General features: G+C 37.6%; 13 protein-coding genes. 6 read left to right on the top strand and 7 right to left on the bottom strand.

Features of this window, described 5'->3' with window-relative positions; all coding sequences use genetic code 11:
• Nucleotides 1-7: 7 nt before the first annotated feature.
• The 7 genes from QUE35_RS00455 to QUE35_RS00485 all read right to left on the bottom strand — a co-directional run bounded on the left by QUE35_RS00455 (nt 8) and on the right by QUE35_RS00485 (nt 11,764).
• Nucleotides 8-730 carry a hypothetical protein gene (locus tag QUE35_RS00455; protein ID WP_147404850.1) on the bottom strand — a complete coding sequence of 241 codons (723 nt, stop codon included), beginning with the start codon at nt 728-730 and terminating at the stop codon, nt 8-10.
• Between the two features lie 11 nt (nt 731-741).
• Entirely contained in the window at nt 742-1,143 is a 402-nt protein-coding gene (locus QUE35_RS00460; protein ID WP_022599626.1) for a hypothetical protein, read from the bottom strand.
• A gap of 7 nt (nt 1,144-1,150) precedes the next feature.
• The gene (locus QUE35_RS00465; RefSeq protein ID WP_022599624.1) at nt 1,151-6,034 is read right to left on the bottom strand and encodes a DUF6443 domain-containing protein; all 4,884 of its coding nucleotides are present in this window, start codon (nt 6,032-6,034) and stop codon (nt 1,151-1,153) included.
• A 38-nt stretch (nt 6,035-6,072) separates the two neighbouring features.
• The gene (locus QUE35_RS00470) at nt 6,073-7,152 is read right to left on the bottom strand and encodes a T9SS type A sorting domain-containing protein (protein WP_009317172.1); all 1,080 of its coding nucleotides are present in this window, start codon (nt 7,150-7,152) and stop codon (nt 6,073-6,075) included.
• 362 nt (nt 7,153-7,514) lie between these two features.
• A complete protein-coding gene (locus tag QUE35_RS00475) occupies nt 7,515-9,947 on the bottom strand; it encodes a family 43 glycosylhydrolase (RefSeq protein WP_122329696.1) in 2,433 nt (810 codons plus the stop codon).
• Nucleotides 9,948-10,180: 233 nt separating this feature from the next.
• Nucleotides 10,181-10,768: a SagB/ThcOx family dehydrogenase gene (locus QUE35_RS00480; protein ID WP_009317170.1), complete on the bottom strand. Its 588-nt coding sequence runs from the start codon at nt 10,766-10,768 to the stop codon at nt 10,181-10,183.
• Nucleotides 10,769-10,780: 12 nt separating this feature from the next.
• A complete protein-coding gene (locus QUE35_RS00485; protein WP_022599615.1) occupies nt 10,781-11,764 on the bottom strand; it encodes an aldo/keto reductase in 984 nt (327 codons plus the stop codon).
• A 216-nt stretch (nt 11,765-11,980) separates the two neighbouring features.
• Between QUE35_RS00485 and QUE35_RS00490 the strand changes: the two genes are divergently transcribed.
• The 6 genes from QUE35_RS00490 to QUE35_RS00515 all read left to right on the top strand — a co-directional run bounded on the left by QUE35_RS00490 (nt 11,981) and on the right by QUE35_RS00515 (nt 18,118).
• The gene (locus QUE35_RS00490; RefSeq protein ID WP_022599614.1) at nt 11,981-12,760 is read left to right on the top strand and encodes a UDP-2,3-diacylglucosamine diphosphatase; all 780 of its coding nucleotides are present in this window, start codon (nt 11,981-11,983) and stop codon (nt 12,758-12,760) included.
• Nucleotides 12,761-12,810: 50 nt separating this feature from the next.
• Nucleotides 12,811-13,935 (top strand): glycosyltransferase family protein, encoded by a 1,125-nt coding sequence (locus QUE35_RS00495; RefSeq protein WP_022599612.1) that lies wholly within the window; start codon nt 12,811-12,813, stop codon nt 13,933-13,935.
• A 215-nt stretch (nt 13,936-14,150) separates the two neighbouring features.
• Entirely contained in the window at nt 14,151-15,053 is a 903-nt protein-coding gene (locus tag QUE35_RS00500; RefSeq protein ID WP_022599611.1) for a hypothetical protein, read from the top strand.
• A gap of 49 nt (nt 15,054-15,102) precedes the next feature.
• Nucleotides 15,103-15,645 (top strand): DUF4924 family protein, encoded by a 543-nt coding sequence (locus QUE35_RS00505; RefSeq protein ID WP_009317165.1) that lies wholly within the window; start codon nt 15,103-15,105, stop codon nt 15,643-15,645.
• A gap of 21 nt (nt 15,646-15,666) precedes the next feature.
• Entirely contained in the window at nt 15,667-16,527 is an 861-nt protein-coding gene (gene rfbD / locus QUE35_RS00510) for a dTDP-4-dehydrorhamnose reductase (protein ID WP_022599609.1), read from the top strand.
• Nucleotides 16,528-16,537: 10 nt separating this feature from the next.
• Nucleotides 16,538-18,118: a peptide chain release factor 3 gene (locus QUE35_RS00515; RefSeq protein ID WP_022389937.1), complete on the top strand. Its 1,581-nt coding sequence runs from the start codon at nt 16,538-16,540 to the stop codon at nt 18,116-18,118.
• Nucleotides 18,119-18,156: the final 38 nt, after the last annotated feature.

An 18,156-nucleotide genomic window follows, 5' to 3' on the forward strand; every position in this document is an offset into this window, starting at 1 on the left:
TGTGGGGTTATTTGAATAAAGCGATATCAATATCATAATAAATGCTCTTATATTCTTCAAACTGAATACCAAATTCTCCTAAATTTCCGAGTTTTAGAACATCTCTCAGTTGTCCTATTTTGTAGTGGTTTGTATCTGATTTTTCGTAGATATATAATGTGTCATTTATTTTTATTTTGTTATAGTACCTGTAAGAAATATTGTTACCTAAAACATTGTATTGCATGTAATTGAATTTATTTTGATAATTGAAAAATAAGTTTTTTAATTCTTTAAAAGATATTTTCTGTAAGAATTTATCAGATAGATTAAATAGTATTTTATTATGTCGAGTCTCGAATTCCAATGTTGGAAATTTATACAGGCTATCATTTATCGTATAATACTCGTAGGTCATAATCGTATCATTATATACATAGCGTTTTTGTGTTTTCCAAATAGGTGTATTCAAGTCTGTTTGGGACATTGGAATTTCTCGTTTCATTTCACTATACCAATAATTCCCTTCATTCGTGTAAATACGAGTAAAACTTTTATCTTTCTCAATTCCCAATATTGAGACATAAAGAGAGTCTTTATGTCTTTTGAGAAATATATATGGACCTTTGTCTTTTTTTATATCATAATATTGAGTCCCTTTTAATGAATATTCATCCAAAGAATAAAATGTATTTTTCTCCTTTTTACAGGATGAGCAAAGTAGTAGAATGATAAGTGTGAAATATTTCATATAACTTGTGTTTATTTGATTGGGAAACCTATTTCTCTATATATGATTTTTTTGAGAGATTTTGATAAGTTGAATGTCATTCCGTTTTTTAAAACGAAAAACCGATCAATATATACTTCTGATAATAGTTTGTTATCATTCCAAATTTCCATTTTAATTCGTATGTCTAAAGAAGTACAGGGTTTAAAGATCCTCAAATTATTAAGTTCAAATATGATTTGGGCTATATCTTTTTTATCAGATATTTTTTTTGTTTTGATTTCTTCTTTAAAGGTTGATTCAAACTCTGTATTGGAAATTGTATAAGCGAAATCAGTGTTAGGATCGACATAGGAAATATCAATATGGCTCACTTTTTGACAAAAACAAGAAAATGAGATTAATAAATAAGATATTAATAGTAGTGTTTTCATGATGTTTTTATTTAGGCTTAGCAATGACGTTAATTTCAAATTTGGATTTGGTTGATATAGGAGATTTTGTATAATATCTTATTCCTTCATGATCTGTACGAGTTATTTCTCCTTTTTTTATTTCTCCATGTTTTAATGCTGTTTCTTGTTCACTACCTGTTATTACTCTTTTTTCTTCTTTATTTTTATATCTTATATCACTACTCTTTAAATCTTCTCTTTTTTGTATGGGATGAATATATTCTTGTAAAGCATGATCTGCTTCGTGATTAAGGACTGTTGCAGGAGAAATGATAATATTATTATTTGTGAGTACTCCCAAATTAGGATCCCATTCTATTGTATTAGTTTTAGGGTTGAAACTTGATTGTCCTTTTTTTTCGGAAATATAAATAATTTCAGGTCTATCGTTTATTGCTTTTATAATTCCACTTGATCCCATTCTATTCATAAATTGGATAGTTAAACTAAATTTAGTTTTGAAATTTTCTGAAACCCCGTTGGCATATAATAGTTTCATCCCGTCCGGATCGATATAATTTACCGGATCTCCGCCACAATAAATATAAGGACTTAGATCATAAAATTCTTCGGTTTTGGGGTCGGGAGTGGTAAATCGGACAGTCAGGCGGGGATCATACCAACGTGCAGAATAATCGTACCAACCTAATCCGTGCATGGTTTCGTGTTCTTTCCCGTTATACCGTTTACGGTCATCGGTTTGCGGTTCAAGTCCGTCGATATCCCCGTGCATGGCTCCTTCGGGATAGTAATCGTAGTTATAACATAGCCGGTTGCCGTTCAGCACGGCACGTATATTCCCCTGATGGTCGTGAATATACTGGTAAAAAGTATATTCAGGCTCGCTACCGTTTCCTTTACCGACTTTTATATAACCGTCGGGTATATATATTTTGCTTAATGCTCCGTTCTCATATAGATAATTCCCGCAATAGTCGGTACTGTCGGTATATTGCATATCGTTTTCTGAAACGGGCATCGTATTTCCTACAGGAACAAAAAGGTTGTGAGCCGAAGTTCCGTAACGGGCCTTTAATTTCCGACCGACGGCATCATACGAGAAACCGATGTTCAGACCTTTCTCTTTGAAAGAGATATTATTCGGCAAATTGAGAATATTATAATCGATGTTATCTATACTCCGGTTTTTGTCCTGTACCAGATTGCCATTGTTGTCATAAAAGAATTCCGTTTCTTCCTCCACCATATTTCCGATATTTATATCGTATATGCTGTCGGGTTGTTGTACCGATTTGAGTTGATTCCCGTTATGGGTAAAAGTCAGGTGGTTTATATACCCGTATTTATCTACCCAAGCCTGTGATCCGTCATCATACGTGAATAACTCTTTCCCGATTATGCCTTTTCGTTCGAGATGCGTAATATTGCCGTTTCTGTCATGTGTATAAGATGTCGAGTAGAAATTCAAAGAGTCTGGAGTAAAACCGGCTGATGTCAACCAGCCTCTATTGTTATAGGAAAAACCGTAACTCTGTTTTTCGGGGCGGGATGCAGAAGTCCATGCTATGGAAGCTATGTTTTTGTATCGATATCCTATTTTTTCTGAAAAATAGGGAGCTGCGTTCAATGTATCTATTCGGTTTATGATATCATAATGGTAATTTATGCTGACATTGTCTGTCAGTTCTTTGTTTTTTACTTGTCCCAGTTCGTCATAAGTTATTCGGTTTATCTGCTTTTCGGCAAGATTATCGATTTGCAGTTTTATTCCGGTCGGTCGTTCTGCATTATCATACGTATAGGTATAAATCTCTTTTACCGGGTTATTTAAAATAGAGGAAGAATGTGATTTTTCTATCCTTACGGGTTTTCCGGTAAAAGAATATTCTGTGTTTGTAATATCGTAACCGGTTAAGTGATTATTAGACCGGGTCTGTATTTCACGACCTTTCCGGTCATAATAATGTACGGTGACTTTATTGGGAACAGATTTGTCGAAAGAGGCGACAATGCTACCTGTAAGCAACCCTTGACTGTCGGTGTGGATTTTATCTCCGGTAGTTTGCGAATCGTAAGCCAATCGGTTGCTATGTGAGTCTGTCAGCTTGAGAAAATTGTAATTATCGTAATAGTTTATCGTCAGAATGTTCAGGTCGCCCATCGGACACTCGTTGCTGTATCCTCCGTATTCTCCGGAATTTCCTGTAAATATTTCCGATACTAACATGTCAGCATACACAGTTCGCAGTTTGGCTACACTCCGGTTGTCGGTTAAAGTTCCCGTTAAGAGAGGACGTGATAAATTGTCGTATTTGACGAAGCTCCATTCGTTCCGTTCGCGCTGGTTACCGTCTTGAGTCAATATGGGGCGGTCGGCTTTGTCATATATAATGTATATAGGTTCGGCACCGGGCAGTTTTTTCTTGATCATCCGGTTTCGGTGGTCATATTCGTAAATATAGGCATATAGATCGAGAGGGTTTCCGGTAGAAAGGGTATATTCCGTACCGGTCATTTTTTCGACAGCAAGAGGAGGAAGTACATATCTTAGATTTCCGTACTGATCATATATGAAATAGGTGTCATAATTTCCCTGAAAGATATCCGGGTATCGAATAAGTACGGTTCTTCCCGTTTTATCCGTGAAATTGTAAGTTTCTGTCAGATTATCGAAAACGTTTTTATTCAATAAAAGATTGGCATCATAAGTCCCGTTCTTTTTAATTCCGTTATTTGTTATTTCGTATTTATTGACTGTTTCATCAGGAAGCCATAGCCCGTTTAAGGTATAATCTTCACTGTATCTGCCTAAATCTTTGGGATACTTTATCAAATGGCAATGGCCTAATGGAGTATCGTCATAAATTTTTTCCGTATATGGTTCTTCTTCATTGTGGAATGATTGAGCAACAGAAATAAATCCCTGAAAGTAAGCCCCATTATTGGAGGGGACAGGTGTTTTTACCCATTCTTTGACCGCATTTCCCATATTGTCGTATTCTATGGTGGAGATTAAATCCGCTCCCGAAGGGGATATGTTCTTTTCTATGTTTTGAATGATCCTTCCGAGCCCGTCGAAATATTGTATATTGGTCAAGGAATTATCGCTTGTAATGTGTATAGATTCAAGATCTTTGCTCTCTTTTGTCATTATAACGGAAGTTATCGCATTTTTTCCGGTGTAATTTATCGGAAGATTTATCTCGGGACTCTCGTCCATCGACGGTATATTCTCATCGGACGGATTGAGATCGAAATAAAGAGACAGAGGCGATACTTGTCCGTTTTTGAAAAATGAGGCAAAAAATTTGCTGGATCCATTTTTTACTAAACTGTTGCAGCGTTGTACAGATCGGCATGAATTGATATCGGAAGAGGTGTTGAGAGAGAATAAAACGGAGTCTTTCTTCATATCTATCTGGTCGACACACTTGTCTTTCCAGTCATACAATTTGATATCCGGAACTTTATCGGTCATTAAGAACGTATTTCGGTATATGACTATACGCTTTTCGTTTTCTTTCAATTGTGGAAATATATCTGTTATCTGAAACTGATTATCCTGTCTGTATACACTGAGGAGCATCCCTTTGGGGGGAATGATCAAGGTATCGGGGAACTGAAATTCTTCGTTTAAGAATTCAGACTTTACTTTCCAGTCTTTCATTTCGATCGGTCTTTCCGTCGGATTATAGAATTCGATAAACTGTCCTTGATTATTTGCCGCAATTGAAGACGGTATGCTGTGAAAAATTTCTGTAATTAACAGGTAATCGTCAGGATAGGAGAACCCGAAATCTACCTTAACCGTTCCCTTGTTGGTAATGTCTTTTTCCAGAATCAAATAGTAATCTCCTTCTTTTAGAATAACTTTGAGGTTATTGGTTTTTTTTACAAATAATTGTCTCAATGTGTCATTATACATATACATGTTTACAGCTTGGCTGGTCTTTATAGAAACTGGGACTCCTTCACCTCTGTCTATATTGATTTTGAATTTGGCATCTTTCAGTCCGTTATTATTGTAATCACTGTTACAAGCATCGAATAAAATAGTTTTGTTGTCATAGCGACTTATGTATATCGGGTTATACGTAGGTGGAGTGTTTTGAGTATAATACCCGTAAAAGTAAATGTTTATGAACCCGTCATAAATGTCCGGTTCATTACTTTCTGCAACGATGTAGTAAATTCCGGGGGGTAAGACTTGGTCGAAAGTATTTGTTTCTGTAAATATCGGATTTTCAATGTTATTTTCGGAGTACGCCCGGATACATGTATTTTTACTTGTAGAAGATTCGGTTATAAAGTCTGTTTCGAGATGTATTTTCATAGGAATATTGCCTGAGATATTTATTTTATAAACAATATCTCCGCAATCAGGGTTCGTTCCGGGAAATGTACTGGTATAATTATAGGTATTGTATTGTTTCGAGGAGAAGAGTCCCTCTTTTATCTCTTCGATGTAAACCGGTTGTTCATATCCGTTTATTCCGTCTTGCGGACGAAAACTTTCGGCTCGCACTGCTGCCGTTATCGGATAAGGAGCAATCTGCGTATCTATATATAACCGTATTTTGTACGGGTAATATGCTTCTAAGATGCCGGTTATCTCCGGAGCGTAACAGGTGCGGCTCATTTCACTTGTCGCAATCACTTCATCTCCTTTTCGGATCTCTATTCGTGTAATGGCATAATCGGTAGAACCGCACATGTCGATTTTGATACCCATTCGCCGGTTGGCCGTAACGGCTATTTCGGTGATATTGTTGAAAGGATCTTCGTTGATGGTATATACCCCTTGACAAATTTCTCCGTAATTATTGAATGTATAGGATGCTATATCGATCGATATTCCGTATTGTACGGATAGAAAAAATGTAATGACACCTAAAATACATCGTTTCATGGCATGATACTTTAAAATAAAACAGAGGTTATATGTTTTTAGAGACTTTTTAAAACAGTCCGTTTTTCTATATAATTCCCGAAAATTAAATGTATATGATATTCTCCGGGTTGATATTCTTGCATATCGATTTGTCTTGTATGATTTCCGGTGGGTAATGTTTCTTGTGATATTATTTTTATTAGTCTGAATCCTGAATCATATAAATATACCTGAACCGGAGTTTCTTTTTTTAAATGATATTCGATTTTTAAGAAATCTTTGACCGGTTGAGGATAAAGTCTGATATTTTCGACCCATTCGTTATATTCGGGATCTTTTTCTTTTGATGCCGCTATGCTATCTGCCAGTGCTTTTTCAAAGGCCATTTCTTGTAATTCTTTTTCATTTATCGGGTCTGGATTCATATTTGCATTTTCTTCCGGAGGAAAATAGAAAGATGAGTAATATATGTTTTTGCGGGAAGGGTGTATGATTTGAGTTTGTATTGTTTCGAATACAGGATACCGATACCCTCTGGCAAACCATGTATAAGTTTGTTTTTGTATAGAATATTTGTTGGTATCGGTTTGTTGTAAAATCGTTTTATTATGTAACCGTAAAACAGATAATGTATCTCCTTCCGGAGTTATTAGTTTTCCGAAAGCATCAGCTGTCGTTTCTGAATTTCCCGAGATATGCAATGGTAACTTTCCGCAATAATTACCTTTTGCTGCGAGTGGAGAATTGATACTGTCTTTATAATTAAACGGATAGGTCAATTTCAATTCCGGTAAAGTGTAAATCATGCGGGTCGTACCGTTTACATATTTGTCGAGAAACAGGGAATCGCGTGTAATCCTGTAATAATAAGAGGTATTATGGGCGTTCTCTACATAACCGGCTGTATCGGTTTCATTTTCCCGGTATCTGATTTTGTAATTGTCGTCCACTATTTTTAGACTACTGTAATCCCAGAGAATATTTTCACCTGAATTTCCCGGATCTTTATATTCTACTTGCCATTTTAAAAGCCTGTCACCCCATCGGCATTTGTTATGGCTGAGTTTGATGATAGGAGTTTGAGCGAATAGAGATGTTGCAAATCCTACCGTAATAAGCAGTACGATTCCTTTCATGGCAGATTTTATTATATAATTTATGTATATCTATGCTTGAATAGTGAATATCGGGTACTTATTATACAACTATTTAGCAAATATAATCAAAAAAAATAAGAATTGATATGGAAATTGTGTAAAAAAAAATCAACTATAAAAAGTGTAAAAACCGCTCTTGTGATGATTTTTACACTTTTTAATTTATTTAAGTTCGTGAGAGTTTTTTATTGGAGAATATTATTAAGTCACTTTTGTGTCTTCTTCGGGTTTATAACGATGTGGCGGTATTGGAACAGTTTCCCTCTCGAGAGGGAAACTGTATGTTCATGTAGATTTCATTTAAAACTAATTCGAGTAAAGTTTAAACAGACTCTTGGCCGTTATTTCTTTACGAATTCGATACGGTCTATATTTACTGCATTTGCAATATTTAAGGTCATGACATGTTTACCTTGCGTTAGTTTCACATCTTCCATTACAAACGGTTCATATTTTTGCCATTCTCCGGTTTCGACATGAAATTCTTTTGATTTTTGGTTACCATTATCAAAAGATAAAGAAAAACGTCCGTTTTTAGGAGTGGCGGCATATACCTTTATATCGTATGTCCCGGCTTCGGCATCAAACGAATAGTTGAGCCAGTCTCCGTTTGATGTATTGCTGATATGGATAATATTTTTACTTGCGCTGATAGCTACACCTTGATCTCGGCGGTATTTTTTATGACTGCCCATTTGTCCGCTCTTGAACTTGTAGCCGTTATCATCATAGTCTTCCGCTTCGATAATACCCGGTACTTTATTGACGGATGCAGCTATACTTATCCAGTCCAAGTTCAAATCTCCATCCTGGGAACGCCATTCGATATAATGTTCTCCCGGTTGCAGTTCGATATTTAATATTTCTATTGTTTCCCATTTATCGGTTGCGGAGTTTACTTTTATTTTATCGGCACGGACAAAAGTTCCGTCGATTGCGAGTTGAAAACTTCCACCGCTTCGATTTTGTGATACCATACAGGTTATAGCGTATCGTCCTGTTTCTTTTACATCGATAGAGTAACGTACCCACTCTTTTCTTTTCATGTGGCTTAAAAATGTTGCGCCGTTTTTTGTTTCGATTTTGATGTCTCCTTCTGCCGGCCTTTTATAATAAGCATAGTGTGAACCGCCGTTATTGAAGTCTTCAGCTTCGATTTTAGTTGTTTTAGTTAAAGATATTTCGGGAGATTTTCCACCTTTGGGAGTACCCCAATTTCGGACTACTTGCAGTGTCCCGTCCGGATTGAAATCGATCGCATCGAAGCAGACCGACCGTAAGCTTCCTGTTCCCGAATAATTCGCTGTATGATAGAATGCATACCATTTACCTTTAAATTGTACGATAGAACCGTGTGCAGTTTCTTCTCCGTGAGGATGCATGTAAACTCCACAATGTTTCCACGGACCTAAAGGATTATCCGACATGGCATATACAAGTTGGTTGCCGCCCAGATTCGAGCGATGGTTGTCTGAATGGGTCATATAGTATTTCCCTTTATATTTAAATACCCATGGCGCTTCGTGAAAATCGACAAATCCGCTCATAGGTTTCATTTCTCCGTCGAGTTTGCTCCAGTCGTCTTTTTTCAATTTGCAGCCCCATCCGCCTTTTCCGGCACCGCTGGTATATATATATGGTTGGCCGTCATCATCGACAAACACGCACGGGTCAATGGTTGAGGGAATACCTTCTATAAATCCTTTGACTTTGAAATCGGCTGCCGGGTCTTTACTGGTCGCTACAAAGATACGCCAGATATCTTGCCCTGTTCCGTTCTCTTTTTTCTGTATTTTATGAGGAAAGTAAAAATAATATGTTTTGTCTTTGGGGTTGTAAGCACAATCGGGCGCCCACATAAAACCATCGATACCTATTCCGGTTTGTTTTTTTACGTCATCGGAGTTCAATATTTCACCATGATCGGTCCATGTTTTCAGATCATCGGTAGAGAATATATGATAACGGTCCATGTGATCACATCCTTGAGATGGTTCCATATCATGTGAAGCATATACATATAACCGTTCTTTTCCGTTGATTTTCCATACATGAGCAGACGGGTCGGCTGTGTAGAGATTTCCTACGAACGGGCTATTATGCATCTGTGAAGGCAAATTGACAAATAACGGATTTCGCTCTTGTCGGGTTATTATCGGGTATTTATAGTCAAATCCTCCCGGTTTTGTATTATTCCCGATCAAATCTCCTGTACGAGTAAACGTAAATTTGTCAATATTCATGCCGCCGTAAGTGTACCATTTGAGAATATGTTTCCCTTTCTTTATACGTATCCCGTCTGTTTTTACGGAACAGGAAAGATTATTCCAGTTATCGTCCGGAGCATTTTGAAGTTTACATACGGGTTCTCCATCCAATTCGAAAAAGAATCTTCCGTTTCCGCTTCCCGATACGCAGAATGTCTCGATTGTATAAACACCGTCTTGCATGACATTCACGGTATAGTTAGTCCAGTCTCCCGAACTTGTATGTCCGATAAATGTTTTTTGTCCGTTTTTGTTTAGAGATACGCCTTTATCTTCCCTGTATTGTTTGTTATTTCCGTCTTTCCCGTTTTTAAATTTGTAGGCAATGTCAGAACCTCCGTTGTCATAATCTTCTGCTTCTATAGTTCCTGGTATTTCGAGTTTTTTAAACGGAGTTCCTTTATAATTCTTTATCTCTTCTGCGGCAGAAGTTTTTGTCGTTATGGCACATATTGCCATAATGATCATTAGACTGAAGGTCTTTCTTTTAGTAATAAGTCGTCTCATGTTTTTATATATTTAAGTTATAGCGCAAAAATAAGCGGGGAGGCTTTATCGGTTACTTAAGTTTTACTTAAATGGCAATTAAAAAACGGCTTAATACGGAGTTGTTGCTGAAATTTGTGAGGTAGACGAAACTTTTTTCAGCGGTTGGGGAATTGTGCTTGAATATAAAAATCGGTGCAGCCCAGAATATCATATGTTGAAATAGACTACACCGATTTTTATGAAATGATTATTTATTTAAAATAACCTACCGGATGATTTAAAAAAGGAGTCTGATCTCCCGTAAGTTTCAATGCCTTTTTTAATGCTGCTTTATCCATACTTCCGCGTGGAACGGTTGCCATACCTGTTCCTGCACAAAATAGCGATATATTTTGAGATACTATTCCGGCATCCATTGCTCCCCAGTCGCTGCTTGTATCAGATACTAAAATGAGACATACCGGTGCTTTTAAAGGTCTTACATCTCCGGAGCTGACGGGTTCGAGTGTATTCTTTTGGGGATTATATAAGTAGCTTCCGTCTGCTGTACAAACATATACTTTTATATCTTGTTTGTTCATTGCCGATGGAGCCGTTCTTTTCCCCGATTCAGGGCGGTTGATACCGTTTGCCGCCCAGCAAAGATCTGAAAGATCTTTAAGACTTAGCTCTTTTGTAGAGAACTCCCGGGTAGATTTTCTGTTTTTTAGTGCTGTCATTACGGCATCTCCTCGTTGCGTGTCCGGGTCATTCAGTTGTATTGTTTTTAGTTCTTTAGCTTGAGCGCATCCGCAAGCTATGATTCCGCAAACCGTGATAGATAATAATAGATTTTTCATTGTGAAGTGTTTTTAAAGAAATTCTAATTGTTTATTTATGAATAAAATTTCGTCATTTGATAAATGCACGTCGGCGGCTCGGGCATTGGAGATTGCCTGTTCTTTGTTACGAGCTCCGGCTAAAGCAATGGTAATGCCCGGGTGATCGATTGTCCAGCGTAGTACAAGTTGAGAAAGGGTAATGCCTTTTTCATCGGCAATCGGTTTTATTTTCGCTAAAAAAGCGTTGGTTCTGATAATACTGTCATCTGTGAAATACGGATTGGTTTTTCGGTGGTCTCCTTTTTTAAAGTTTTGTCCCGGTGTCATTTTTCCTGTCAATAATCCTCGTTCCATAGGACTATAAGCAATTACCGATTTTTCATTTCGGATGCAGAATGGAATGATTTTGTCTTCACTTCCTCGATTTACCATGCTGAAAGGAATTTGGTCAGATATTATATTTACTGCCTTATCAGCTTCCTCAATCTGTTCAGGTGTGTAGTTGCATACTCCGGCATATCGGATTTTCCCTTGTTCGATAAGGCGGGCTACTGCTTCGAATGTTTCCGATATAGGGGTCGTTATATCGGCCCAATGTATTTGATAGAGATCTATATAGTCGGTTTTTAATCGTTTCAGGCTATTTTCACATTCCTGTATAATACTCTCTTTTCCGGCATATTTATAGATATCGATATCTTTCCCCTGATTATTTTGGCTGTGGACATAGAAATTTCCTTTATTCAAGTCCCAACGTAACCCGAATTTTGTCAGTATTTGCACTTTGTCGCGGGGAATATCTTGTAATGCTTCTCCGACAATCTCTTCACTTTCTCCTTGTCCGTATATCGGGGCGGTATCAAAGGAGGTCATACCTTCAGCGTATGCCGCACGCATGGCCTTGATTGCTTCATGCCGGTCTGTTTGTCCCCACATCCAACCCCCTGCAGCCCATGCGCCGAAAGCGATAGCCGATAAAGTAAGCTCTGAATGTTGCAGTTGTCTGTATTCCATAATATATCTGATTTTATAAATGTATGATATATTAATAACAAAATTAAAAGAAGTAAGATTGTTCCCGATATTATTTATTGAATAAAATAGTGTGGTTTTACATAATTTATGATTTGAAAGCAAGGTGTAATCTTCTGAAACAGAAAACAAACATTCTTGTAATATGCAGGAAATATAACGGTTGTTCTTTTGTTAAACGAAAATTAAAATTATTCTATGGCAAGAACAAAAGTCTCTACGGTGATTCTGTCGGATGTACATATCGGGTCAGAGCATTCAAAAGTGAAAGAGTTGACTTCTTTCCTGAAAAATATCGATTGTGATAAGCTTATTTTGAATGGAGATATTCTGGATGGGTGGAAGTTGCAGCGAAATCCCTTCGGACGCTGGAAACGTTCTTATACGGAACTTATAAAAGTTATTATGAAAATGATGGAAAAACACGGAACGAAAGTTATTTATGTTCGTGGAAATCATGATGACTTTTTAGATAAGATACTGCCTTTGTCGCTTCCATCCGTTTCATTGGTAAAGGATTATGTACATATATCTCACGGAAAACGTTATTATGTAACGCATGGAGATGTTTTCGATAATATCAGTACACATTTGGTCTGGCTGGCTAAACTTGGAGATTATGGCTATTCAGCTCTCTTGTGGATAAATAGGATATTGAATAATTATCGACGGAAACAGGGAAAACCTTATTACTCTTTTTCACAGTCTGTCAAACACAAGGTAAAATCTGCCGTATCTTATATTTCAGATTTCGAAAAGGAACTGACAGCACTTGCAGCAGCCCGTCATTTCGACGGAATTATTTGCGGACATATTCATCAGCCGGCAAATACATGGTATGGAAATATTCATTATCTCAATTCAGGTGACTGGGTAGAGTCTCTTAGCGCTTTGATCGAGCATGTAGATGGTACGTGGGAGATATATCATTATGAAGAGTGTTTATTTGAAAATGAAGTGTCCGAAAGAACCGCTTGATAAATTGTTCGTTATTTGTTTTTGTTTTATGGGTTATAGTCTAAAAATATATGAAGTATCTGTTTGTTGTACAAGGTGAAGGTCGGGGGCATTTTACTCAGGCGCTGGTAATGCAGGAGCGAATACGGATGAGGGGAGATGAAATTGCGGCTTTTTTGGTCGGGAAAAGCTCTGCAAGACAGTTACCCGATTATTTCCTAAATCAGGCAACAGCACCGGTTATTCAATTCGAGAGTCCTAATTTTTTACCGGCAGCGCAAAATAAGCGTCCCGGGCTATGGAAAAGCGTATTTTATAATTTGTTGAAGTTACCTGTTTTTATTTCGAATATGAATTTTATTCGGAAACAGATAAAACTATATGAGCCGGACATCGTGCTTAATTTTTATGAGTTGTTGACCGGATTGACTTATTTATTTATGCCTCCTTCGATTCCAATGGTTTGTATCGGACACCAATATATGTTTCTACATCGAAAATTCCGTTTCCCGAAAAAGTCTCCTGTCGAACTTTTCTTTTTGAAATTTTTCACTCGGCTTACTAGTATGGGAGCTGATCGAAGGTTGGCTTTGTCTTTTTATCCCATGGGAGATGATATTTCTCGTCACATTGTTGTCGTCCCTCCGTTGTTACGTTCCGAAGTCACCCGTTTAGAGCCTGTTAAAGGCGATTATATATTGGGTTATATGTTGAATAGTGGCTATCTTTCCGAAATAAGCAAATGGCATGAACATAATCCTGAAGAGACATTGCATTTTTTCTGGGATAAAAAAGATGCAGCCGAAAGGCTGGACATATCTTCTACATTTTCTCTGTTTCGAATTAATGACAAGTCTTTTCTGAAACAAATGGCAGGTTGCAAAGCTTATTCTACCACAGCCGGATTTGAATCGGTATGCGAAGCACTTTATTTGCAGAAACCTGTGTTAATGGTACCTGCACATATAGAACAGGAATGCAATGCTTTTGACGCTTTGCGTGCAGGAGCGGGTATCGTATCTGATAATTTCGATTTGAGTGCATTGTTGCAGTCTATTGCGATTTACAAACCCAATACCCTGTTTCGAAGATGGGTCGCTAATGCTGATACGCTTATTTTCTCTGAATTAAAAGAGGTTTATTTATCTCATAAATATCCGGAACGAAAAGGTTTGATTTGGAATTATCATGCTTAATTTTTATAATTATCGGCAGCTGTCGAAGATAGTTTGGATATAGAAAAAAAATTGCTTCAATTCTGTGTAGCTTCGTTCTATTGTATTAAATTTGCACTCAATTTTTGGGGATCATTCTGAGAAATATCCATAAATCTTAAAGATTGTCGAACAATTGTTTCAATCTGTCTGTATATTTCTTTAGGATAAAATAATTTATAAGTAGAGAGGAGTACATGAAAAAAGTTCATATTATATCCCTTGGAGACACATATATGTTCCGTTTAGCTGTCGCTTTACGTGAAAAAGGATATAGTGTCAGTTGTTCCGGAGCGGATATTATGGGAGCTGAAGCTGATATTTTGAGGGAGAAAGATATTCTGTTGGCAGACTTACAGCCGATAAACGATCCTTTTAAGGAAAAGATCGACTTTGTCGTTTCTCCGTTGCAGTCGGTTTCTGATCATCCGGAACTTATTCGTGCAAAGGAATCCGGGTTATTGATCCTTTCTGTTCCGGAACTTGTGTTGAGAATGGCAAAAGATAAGATACGTTTGGTTTTTTGTAATCCTCGGCATCCGAACAGAATTATGAGTATGGTTCTGAAAGCCTTGCGTAAGCAAAACATGCGTTGCGATTACGTTGCGTTGAATGAGATTCCGGGTCAGGAGAAACAGATTTCTCTGAGCTATGATGCGCGGATTTCATTATTGGAGGGAGATGCTTTTCTTGAAGAGAAGCCATTGGCTCACCAGCAATATAAACCGCATATATTGATCATGTCCGATTTGTTGTGGCATCCGACGAAAACGCATTCGACTTTCGAATCTTATGTCGATTTCTGGAGGGGCATGGTCGCTTCGATCGAGCGGGACGGGAAATTTATATATAATCAGAATATTCCTTTACTTCAGGATTTGGCAGATACGGTCAGAGAGGATATAACAGCCGTTCCCTATTTACCGCATCCTATTGTAAGAACAGACGATAATATCGAGTTGGAAACCCGTTATGGACGAGTACCTGTAACATTATTTGATGAAGAATTTTTGGGCGATATCAATGCTGCCCGTTTAGCTTGTCGTCATTTAGGGGTGAATGATAAAGAGTTTTATGCGATTTTTGAATGTATATTCTGAAATTGTTAAAAATAAATTGTTTATTTGTTCTCCGGATAAATTTTGAAATATGATTATAGCCAGCCAAAAAAGGAAAGAAAATATCGCTGAGTATTTGCTCTATATGTGGCAGATCGAAGATATTATCCGGGCATATAAGCTGGATATCGATACTATCGATGAACAGATTGTCTCGAAATATAATGTTCCGGATGATAAAAAGAAAGAAATTCGGGAGTGGTATGAGAGCCTTATCGATATGATGAGACGTGAAGGTGTGGTGGAAAGCGGACATCTTCAGTTGAATAAAAATGTTATTATCGATCTTACCGATTTGCATCTGGCTTTATTGAAGTCACCGAAAGAACCGTTTTATGGGGCGACATTTTTCAAAACGCTCCCTTATATTGTTGAGTTGAGGGCAAAAACAGGAGACGAACCGGTTGGTGAAATAGAGACTTGTTTTAATGCGCTTTATGGAATCTTAATGCTTCGGTTACAGAAAAAGGAGATTTCTGAACAGACACAGGCTGCAATGAAACAAATATCGACTTTTTTAGCATTATTGTCTGAAAAATATAAACAAGAAAAAGCCGGAGATCTGGAATTATAAAATTTTAAAAAAAAACATCGCATGGCAAAAATTTTAGTAACCGGTGCTAACGGTCAGTTGGGTAATGAAATGCGCTGTCTGGCGGAAGAAGATAAAAAAAATACTTTTCTGTTTACGGATATACAAGATATGGATATTACCGATTTGGAAGCCGTAATGAAGTATGTTGCAGGTCACGGTATCGAGGTTATTGTCAATTGTGCAGCTTATACTGCGGTCGATAAAGCAGAGGATAATGAGGATACTTGTCGAAAGATTAATGCTTTGGCTGTAGCGAATCTTGCAAAAGCAGCTACAATGAATCGAGCTAAAGTCATTCATATTTCTACAGACTATGTATATAGCGGAGTCCATTATAAACCGTATTCGGAGGGTGACGAAACAGCGCCATGCTCGGTATATGGAGTTACGAAGCTTGAAGGCGAGCGGTTATTGTTCGATAATTGTTCCGATGCCGTTGTATTGCGGACCTCTTGGCTATATTCGGCTTACGGCAATAATTTTGTGAAAACGATGATTCGACTTGGAAAAGAGCGGGAGAAATTAAGTGTCGTATTTGACCAAATCGGTACACCTACTTATGCAGGAGATTTGGCAAAGGCGATAATGATTATTATCGATAATAAGACGTTTATTCCCGGTATCTATAACTTTTCGAATGAAGGAGTGTGTAGCTGGTATGATTTTACTAAAGCAATACACCGTATTGCCGGAATTAGGACTTGCGAAGTGCTACCGATAGAAGGAAGCGAATATCCGGCAAAAGCGACGCGACCTTTTTATAGCGTGATGAATAAGAAAAAAATAAAAGAGACATATTCGGTTTCCATACCATATTGGGAAAACAGTCTTGTAAAGTGTATTAATTTATTAATGAAATAATTATTGTAAAGTGGCTACGATAACCGAAGAGATACAAAAAAGAAGAACATTTGCTATTATCAGTCATCCGGATGCCGGGAAAACTACATTGACCGAGAAACTGCTGTTATTTGGGGGGGCGATTCATGTGGCCGGTGCTGTGAAATCGAATAAGATCAAGAAAACGGCGACTTCAGACTGGATGGAGATAGAAAAGCAGAGAGGAATTTCGGTTGCGACCTCGGTGATGGGGTTTAATTACGGAGATTATAAAATAAACATTTTGGATACCCCCGGTCATCAAGACTTTGCAGAAGATACTTATCGCACATTGACAGCTGTGGATAGTGTGATTATTGTTGTAGACGCTGCAAAAGGAGTTGAGATGCAGACTCGTAAACTGATGGAAGTGTGTCGCATGCGTAATACTCCTGTAATTGTGTTTGTAAATAAATTGGATAGGGAAGGACAAGATCCTTTCGATTTGCTTGACGAGCTGGAGTCGGAACTTAAAATAGGTGTGCGTCCGTTAAGCTGGCCTATCAATATGGGGCAGCGGTTTAAAGGAGTGTATAATATATATGAGGAAGGATTGAATCTTTACACTCCGAGTAAGCAGGTAGTCACCGAATCGGTAGAATTTAAAGATATTAATAATCCTGAGTTGGAAAAATATATCGGTTCAGAAGATGCCTCCAAACTTAGAGCTGATTTGGAACTGATAGAAGGAGTATATCCTGAATTTGATGTTTCCGATTATTTAAAAGGTAATATAGCACCCGTATTCTTTGGATCGGCACTAAACAATTTCGGAGTAAAAGAACTGTTGGATTGTTTTGTGAAAATAGCGCCATCTCCCAGACCGGTACAAGCTGTAGAACGTGTCGTTTGCCCTGAAGAGGCTAATTTTTCGGGGTTTGTTTTTAAGATACATGCAAATATGGACCCCAACCACCGGAGTTGTATTGCCTTTGTGAAAGTCTGTTCTGGAAAATTTGAACGGAATGCAAACTATAAACATGTGAGAAATGGTAAATTTATGAAGTTCTCCAGTCCGACAGCTTTTATGGCACAACGGAAATCTACGGTCGATGAGGCTTATCCCGGGGATATTGTCGGGTTGCCGGATACCGGTAACTTTAAAATCGGAGATACTTTAACGGCAGGAGAGGAGTTGCATTTTAGAGGATTGCCGAGTTTCTCTCCTGAAATGTTCAAGTATATAGAAAATACTGACCCGATGAAAACAAAACAGCTGAATAAAGGAATAGACCAATTGATGGATGAGGGTGTTGCTCAGTTATTTGTCAATCAGTTTAACGGGCGGAAAATTATCGGGACGGTAGGACAATTGCAGTTTGAAGTGATTCAATATCGTTTGCTGCATGAATATGGAGCGCAATGTAAATGGGAACCTATCAGCCTTTATAAAGCTTGCTGGATAGAGAGTGATGATGCCGAGGCTTTGGAGAATTTCAAAAAACGGAAATATCAGTTTATGGCAAAAGATAAAGAAGACCGGGATGTATTTCTTGCAGATTCCAATTATGTATTGCAAATGGCACAGACAGATTTTCCGAAAATAAAGTTCCATTTTACCAGTGAATTTTAAAAAAATATTTTGTGATGACGAAAAAGCAGAAAACCTAC

Origin of the sequence: Coprobacter fastidiosus, assembly GCF_030296935.1 — a bacterium.
Lineage (GTDB): Bacteria > Bacteroidota > Bacteroidia > Bacteroidales > Coprobacteraceae > Coprobacter > Coprobacter fastidiosus.

Excerpts from the sequence above, each read along its gene's own strand:
- QUE35_RS00455 (WP_147404850.1), bottom strand. The coding sequence starts at position 730 with ATGAAATATTTCACACTTATCATTCTACTACTTTGCTCATCCTGTAAA.
- QUE35_RS00460 (WP_022599626.1), bottom strand. The coding sequence starts at position 1,143 with ATGAAAACACTACTATTAATATCTTATTTATTAATCTCATTTTCTTGT.
- QUE35_RS00465 (WP_022599624.1), bottom strand. The coding sequence starts at position 6,034 with ATGAAACGATGTATTTTAGGTGTCATTACATTTTTTCTATCCGTACAA.
- QUE35_RS00470 (WP_009317172.1), bottom strand. The coding sequence starts at position 7,152 with ATGAAAGGAATCGTACTGCTTATTACGGTAGGATTTGCAACATCTCTA.
- QUE35_RS00475 (WP_122329696.1), bottom strand. The coding sequence starts at position 9,947 with ATGAGACGACTTATTACTAAAAGAAAGACCTTCAGTCTAATGATCATT.
- QUE35_RS00480 (WP_009317170.1), bottom strand. The coding sequence starts at position 10,768 with ATGAAAAATCTATTATTATCTATCACGGTTTGCGGAATCATAGCTTGC.
- QUE35_RS00485 (WP_022599615.1), bottom strand. The coding sequence starts at position 11,764 with ATGGAATACAGACAACTGCAACATTCAGAGCTTACTTTATCGGCTATC.
- QUE35_RS00490 (WP_022599614.1), top strand. The coding sequence starts at position 11,981 with ATGGCAAGAACAAAAGTCTCTACGGTGATTCTGTCGGATGTACATATC.
- QUE35_RS00495 (WP_022599612.1), top strand. The coding sequence starts at position 12,811 with ATGAAGTATCTGTTTGTTGTACAAGGTGAAGGTCGGGGGCATTTTACT.
- QUE35_RS00500 (WP_022599611.1), top strand. The coding sequence starts at position 14,151 with ATGAAAAAAGTTCATATTATATCCCTTGGAGACACATATATGTTCCGT.
- QUE35_RS00505 (WP_009317165.1), top strand. The coding sequence starts at position 15,103 with ATGATTATAGCCAGCCAAAAAAGGAAAGAAAATATCGCTGAGTATTTG.
- rfbD (WP_022599609.1), top strand. The coding sequence starts at position 15,667 with ATGGCAAAAATTTTAGTAACCGGTGCTAACGGTCAGTTGGGTAATGAA.